Source organism: Mesorhizobium sp. M1A.F.Ca.IN.020.03.2.1, from assembly GCF_004023205.1.
GTDB lineage: Bacteria > Pseudomonadota > Alphaproteobacteria > Rhizobiales > Rhizobiaceae > Mesorhizobium.
Genome location: NZ_RZSV01000296.1, coordinates 1 through 5,740, shown reverse-complemented (window position 1 = coordinate 5,740; position 5,740 = coordinate 1). Strand labels below are relative to the sequence as shown.

8 protein-coding genes are annotated in these 5,740 nt (G+C 60.5%); 2 read left to right on the top strand and 6 right to left on the bottom strand.

The window, feature by feature from the left end:
• The first annotated feature begins 931 nt into the window (after nucleotides 1-931).
• Nucleotides 932-1,348, top strand: coding sequence for a hypothetical protein (locus tag EOA79_RS28785; protein ID WP_063169404.1), 417 nt, complete (start codon nucleotides 932-934; stop codon nucleotides 1,346-1,348).
• A gap of 250 nt (nucleotides 1,349-1,598) precedes the next feature.
• On the opposite strand, the gene EOA79_RS34310 is transcribed toward EOA79_RS28785, so the two are convergent.
• The 5 genes from EOA79_RS34310 to EOA79_RS33855 form a co-directional block, all read right to left on the bottom strand.
• Nucleotides 1,599-2,381: a redoxin domain-containing protein gene (locus EOA79_RS34310; protein WP_244529185.1), complete on the bottom strand. Its 783-nt coding sequence runs from the start codon at nucleotides 2,379-2,381 to the stop codon at nucleotides 1,599-1,601.
• A gap of 40 nt (nucleotides 2,382-2,421) precedes the next feature.
• Entirely contained in the window at nucleotides 2,422-2,646 is a 225-nt protein-coding gene (locus EOA79_RS33870) for a DUF411 domain-containing protein (protein WP_236372580.1), read from the bottom strand.
• Nucleotides 2,643-3,185 (bottom strand): multicopper oxidase domain-containing protein, encoded by a 543-nt coding sequence (locus EOA79_RS33865; RefSeq protein WP_236473613.1) that lies wholly within the window; start codon nucleotides 3,183-3,185, stop codon nucleotides 2,643-2,645. Before EOA79_RS33865 ends, EOA79_RS33870 begins: the two co-directional genes overlap by 4 nt.
• 9 nt (nucleotides 3,186-3,194) lie before the next feature.
• A complete protein-coding gene (locus EOA79_RS33860; protein ID WP_236473614.1) occupies nucleotides 3,195-3,491 on the bottom strand; it encodes a hypothetical protein in 297 nt (98 codons plus the stop codon).
• 260 nt (nucleotides 3,492-3,751) lie between these two features.
• On the bottom strand, nucleotides 3,752-4,039 hold the full coding sequence (locus EOA79_RS33855) for a multicopper oxidase domain-containing protein (RefSeq protein ID WP_236473615.1): 288 nt from the start codon (nucleotides 4,037-4,039) through the stop codon (nucleotides 3,752-3,754).
• A gap of 482 nt (nucleotides 4,040-4,521) precedes the next feature.
• On the opposite strand from EOA79_RS33855, the gene EOA79_RS33015 reads away from it, so the two are divergent.
• Nucleotides 4,522-4,710 (top strand): hypothetical protein, encoded by a 189-nt coding sequence (locus EOA79_RS33015; RefSeq protein WP_158302651.1) that lies wholly within the window; start codon nucleotides 4,522-4,524, stop codon nucleotides 4,708-4,710.
• A 152-nt stretch (nucleotides 4,711-4,862) separates the two neighbouring features.
• On the opposite strand, the gene EOA79_RS28750 is transcribed toward EOA79_RS33015, so the two are convergent.
• Complete coding sequence (locus tag EOA79_RS28750) at nucleotides 4,863-5,084, bottom strand: hypothetical protein (protein ID WP_127319836.1); 222 nt, start codon at nucleotides 5,082-5,084, stop codon at nucleotides 4,863-4,865.
• Nucleotides 5,085-5,740 lie beyond the last annotated feature (656 nt).

The window sequence follows — 5,740 nt, the reverse complement described above, 5'->3', positions numbered from 1 at the left end:
GGGACCGGCCTATCATGGCCGCATCACGAAGCACGTCTCCTGAATCGAAACCTCTATCCGATCGACGAACGCCTCAAGTCTCGCAGGCGAGCAAGGCCGGGCGGGTCCGGGCGGGTCCAGATGTAGTAGGTATCCTAATCATCGCCGAGCGTGTTTAGCTTGGGTCGCGCAGAAAGGTGGATGGCGTGAGCGCGCTGAGTTGGATCGCCATTTGGACTAAACGACGGGACGGCTGACTGGTATGCGCGTTCAATTGATCTGGCGCCTTAAATGCAGGAAGGCTTCGCGGCCGGTACGAGGCGCATCCCTCCTCCGAAGCAGCACGCCCAAGTATCATCACAAGCCCCGAGCGCTCGCGTTCGGCGATGTCCAATTTCCGACAATGTCGGAATACAGTCAGATCTGCTGGATTGACTTTAAATGGTTTTCTCATTTGGCACAGCGCATGCTGGTTATCCGCAAACACGTGACCGACCAACAAGAAGTCGCATGATCACCTCACCAAAACATACAGCCGCGGAACAATCACTTGGCCCGAACTTGCTTATCGCCCTCCCCGTCACCACAACCGGAGCCATCCATGTCTGACGGGCTGCCCAGGATACCTACTGCGACCGCGCTTGCCCGGTGACGACCGCTCCGGCTCCGCCCGTTACCGACGAGGCAAAGTGACGGATTTCCTGCTTTTCAACGACATGGAGGTGGTTGTCATTCCCGCTGGGGGACAGACTCGGCCTGTTCAAGGCATTGCGCGAAGGCGGCAAGATGACGGCCACCCGTGCGCGAACTCAAGGAGCGCAGCCTGTATCGTGTATCAGGCAAATAGGCCGTGGGTCAGTGACCTTGACACAGGGGACATGCGCAAGGTCCTGAAGTTTGATGTAGCGATAGAAGGGTGCCAATGACAACAATAGCTTACAGGAACGGAACCATGGCTGGCGACGGCCGAGCCTTGGGTTTTGACTCAGTATCCGTCGGTGAGAAAACGAAGGTGTTTCGCTTATGCGACGGCACACTCATCGGCGTTTCCTCTTCGTCCTTGGGTATTCCAAAGGCCGTTCGAGACTGGGTTGAGAAGGGCATGGATGTTTCTGATATTCCTGTGCCGCGCAACGACGACAATTTTGAATTTGAGGCGCTGATAGTGCGCAAAAATGGGGAAGCCGTATTGTTGGACGGCAATTGGCTGCCAAGTGATCCCGTGAAAGGTGAATATTATGCCATCGGGAGCGGCAAGCAGTATGCTTTGGCCGCGCTGGTTTTGGGCAAGTCAGCTAAGGAAAGCGTCGAAGTTGCCGCGAAACTCGACGTTTGGACTGGTGGCACAGTCACTGCCATAACTCACTAAACCCGCCTTTCGGCGGGAGTGTGACAGTGCGAGCGTGGAAGTAGGGCGCCACCCCGGGGCACGTCGAGCCCTGTCATCTGCTTGCGTTGTTGGACATGTGAGCTGGTCCATAAGCGCGCGAAAGCGTCCAGTTGTGGCCAAAAGCACGATTTGCGACAGAACCGGCCCGCTTCTATGAGTATGGGCCGCTTTTTGCGGCCAGCGTGCTTGCCATCCTGCCGCCAGTGGCCGTCGCCTTCTTCTTCCAAGGTTACCTCGTCATGAAGTAGAGCACCACGATCTTGTCGGAGAAATCGGAAAGGCGGACGGCCCTTCCGTCCGCGTCGGCCAGTTCGAAAGGCGGCGCGGCCTGCTCGTCGATCGCCTGGAAGAACCTCTCCGCGCTGTCCCTCATCTTGTCGAGATCGGCGCCCGGATGGTGGGCCAGCGCGGAGGTCGCGAGGATCAGCGCCAGAAATTGAATCGCAAGCGACGGTTTCGCTTTCATGGACAATGCATTCCGGTTGGGGGCGTTCGAGGGCTCCGCGGCTAGGATTGGTCTCACTGTGTCTGCTCCCGCTCCCGGCGGCTCATCTGCCTGATAGGCGCGTTCCCGCTCGGGCCATGTGCTTTTGATGAAGGCCAGAACGGCCCGGATCTCCTCGTCGGTGAGGACATTCCCGAAGCCCGGCATGTCGCTCTGGTAGCCGCCGCCGACGACCGCGGCCGGTCCCGGCGCCGGCATGCGTCCCGAAGGCAGCGGGCTTTCCAATCGCGCTGACCTTCGCCTGGCTAAAACCGTCTTGCCTAGCGCTATCGCCGCGGCCGGGGCGCCGCCACCGGCCATCCGGTTGGCGAGCCAAGGCAATGTCCAGACCAATCCGAGGCCTGCCGCGGCCACGCATCGATAAGAGGACCGACGCCCTTCTCCTTTGCCGCCGCTGGAGAACAGGTACTTGATCAGCGCGGCCGTCCCGAGGACGAGCACGACGACGACAAGCAGCCACACCAGGCCCATGCCGAACATCATCATGCCGCTCATGCATTCCATCATCGAAGCCTCCTATTCCGTGGCGTAGACGCCGCCGGTCCCGTCAGACTTCCGGATTTCGAGAATCTCGAAGGGCGCTTCCTTCGTGCCACTCATGCCGGGGGAGCCCATCGGCATGCCGGGCAGCGTCATGCCCTTTGATGTCGGGCCGCTCGGTCAAGAGCTTGTTGACCGTGCCGACCGGCACATGGCCGCTCACCACATAGCCGTCGATGAACGAGAGAAGGCAGCCATCGGCTTCCGGCGGAATGCCCTCTTCGCGGCTCATGGCGAAAAGGTCGTGCGTCGGCCTTGACGGTGACAGCGAAGCCGTTTCCTGCAAATAGCCGGCATAACCTTCGCAGCAGCCGCATTGCGGGTTCTTGTAGAGCGTGACGTCCTTTCGCCGGCGAACGCCGGAGCGGCGCCTGACAGGATCGAGGCGAGGACAAGAGCTATCAGGGTATTGGACATTTTTGCTTCTCCTTCGGCTTGTGGACTGGTCAGGCGACCGGCCGCCTGGTGTTCGAGAACGTGGCAGTGGAACATCCAATTGCCGGGATTGTCGGCGACGAAGGCGATCTCGACCTTCTCGCGCGGCGAAACCAGCGCCGTGTCCTGCCATTCGCGACGTGGGGTGGGCTGGCCGTTGCGGGAAATCACCCGGAAGGAATGGCCGTGCAGATGGATCGGATCATGCCACGCGGTTGCGTTGGTCGTGGCGATGACGTGGCTCTTATTCCGCAAGAGCGTCAGCCCCGGCTTCATGTCGTGATTGGCCTCGTCGGCGGCGACGCCGTTGATGAACCAGGCGGTGCCGGAATTCATCGTCCTGCATCATGCGCCCGGACCCATGCTTTCACCCATGTCCTGCGCCACCATCTCGCCCATCATGCCGCCGGTGAAGACGACTTCGTTGCGGGACGCTGTATCGAGGTCCGGCTCCGGCAGCGGAATGGTCGGCAGGGTCAGCGGCCAATCAGGCACACGTGCCCTAAGCGGAGTGTCGGAATAAACAAGATCGACGAGCTCATATTCCAGCCCCTCGTAGAACTGGTCGAAGATCGAAAGCCGGCTGCCCGGCTTGCCCGTCATGTCGAGGATCAGATCGGTGCGCATTGCGGGACCCAGCACCACCCGCCTCCGGCGCGTGTGGCGTCACCGGCTGGCCGTCGAGCGCGATGACGGCCGGCCTGAAAACCCGTGAAGTCGGGACTGAAGATGCGTGCATTGGCGGCGTTGATCAGCCGCAGCCGGATGCGCTCGCCCTTTCTGACCGCAAAGGTATCCGGCACGCGGCCATTGATGGTAACCGTGTTGCCGACGCGGCCATTGTGGTGAATGTCGTGCCGGTTGCCGAAATCCTCGCTGATTGCGCCAGATTTCGTCAGCCCTCAGTCACCGAGCATCCAGGTCACCTCGCGATCGGCCCGCACCGCCTTCGGTTCCTCGATGATCAGCGGACCATAAAGTCCGCGCCCGACCTGTTCGAAGCTCCGCTGGTGCGGGTGATACCAGCAGATGCCGACGTCGACGGCGTCGAACTCGTAGACGAAGCGCTCGCCCGCTCCAATCGGCTTCTGCGTGAGGTGAGGCACGCCATCCATGGCATGTGGCACACGCACGCGATGCCAGTGCACGGTCGTTTTCTCGGCAAGGCCGTTCTCTACCTCGACCCGCACGCGCTCGCCCTGACGGACCCGGATTTCCGGGCCTGGAACGGGCCTTCGGCGCGCAATCGAGCCCGGTTCACCCGGCCCAATGGCGTCCACTTTGGGGGCGCATGCACTGCAGACCCGCTGGACCTGATCCGGGAGAGAATGGGCGCGGCGATTGGAATAGCTATGAAAGCGCATCGGACCGTGGAACTGCGCGCGCAGACTTTCGGAGGAAGGCTCGCTTTTAAGCGTTATCGTGCAACTCTGACCCTTCTTCGCCTTGGCGGGTGCCGCGGAAGAATCCCGGGTTCTGCGAGCGCTCCGAGAACACCTGCGGTCGATCCTGTACCACAATTTCGCGAAGCTCGATGCTCTCTACAAACGATGTCTTGGATTCTCACGCCCTTATTTCAGCACTTCGCTCGCTTGCCCGACTCGGCCGCGGTCAGCCTTCACCGCCAATTTTATTGGCGCAGCGACGTTCCTATCGGGTCAGGCGAGGCTTCTTGAACCTGCCGCTCTCTCGTTGCCCTGGCACGATTAATCGTCCTCTCAGTCTCGTCATTGGCGGAGTCGCTCCTGAGGCGCGCGCCGGCGAGTTCGAGGAGCGCGTGGCTATCTCCTCGGTCCAGCCGGATTCCGCTGCGCGCTCAGCCAATTCCTGGAAGGCCGATTCCAAGGCGAGCTGGCATTGAAGGCCGCGGTCCGGATGGTCGACTGGGCAGCTTGGTTCCACGATCGCAATGCTTGATCGCTTCATTGCAGGCCATGGGCTCTCGCCCTCTCCTTTTGCCACACGAGGCGCCAGCTCACGTGTTGTTGTTGGCGTGCGCCCCGGCAACCGCTTTCACCAGCCGCTCCGGCGATCCCGCGCGCTCCAGCTCCGCAAAGAATGATGCGGCGTGACGCTACCCAGCCGGTGCTTCTCGGCCAATTTGCACACATAGGGATAGTCGACCATGAAATCGGATCGAGGCGAGGCGTTGGACGTTTCAGTCTTGGTCTGAATGCCGCCGCCCACGAGCCGATCGGCCTTCTCGATGATTTGGCGCACCCTCGTTGTCGACAAGCCATGTTCCTGAGCCAGGTCGGCGAAACTCTTGCCCTTCAGAAAGCCGTCGACCAGGGCTATGTTCCTATCGACGGTCGGCTAAATCCCAGCAGGCGCGCAGTTTTCCAGCATCATTCCGTTTGTTCATCCGCTTGTCCGCGCCCCCTGCAAATCCTACCGGGCCAAATCGGTGCTTGGAAGACCCACTCATGTCATGGCCTCGGGAAAGTACCAGGCCGACGGTCATGTGAATACGAAAGATGCTGGCGATCACCATGATCGTTGGTGACCGCTGACCTCCCGAATGTCGGCTTCGACGGCACACCGGGAGCTCTCGGCAATGTTGAATAATTCCGTTTGAAGATGGTTGACTTCGTCGTCGAGGCTCGATCCATCAGGATCGGTATCGACGATTCTATATTTGAGGAACCCAAATTCGTTTGACTCGCGCAATTCGCTGTACGGCGTATCATCGCAAGCGCGGGATTGCGACATCCTGCGAAGTGCCCACGTTGCTGGAATCGATTTTGCGGAAGTAAAAAGGCCCCGGCGCTGGGTCGGCGCGCAGGGCCTTCAGGCATGTACGAGCTACCAGCATGTCCAGTTATGATCGTGCGCTATCATAATGAACAAACGGTGAATGATCGCTATCCGAGGTGCAGGGCGGGCGAGAT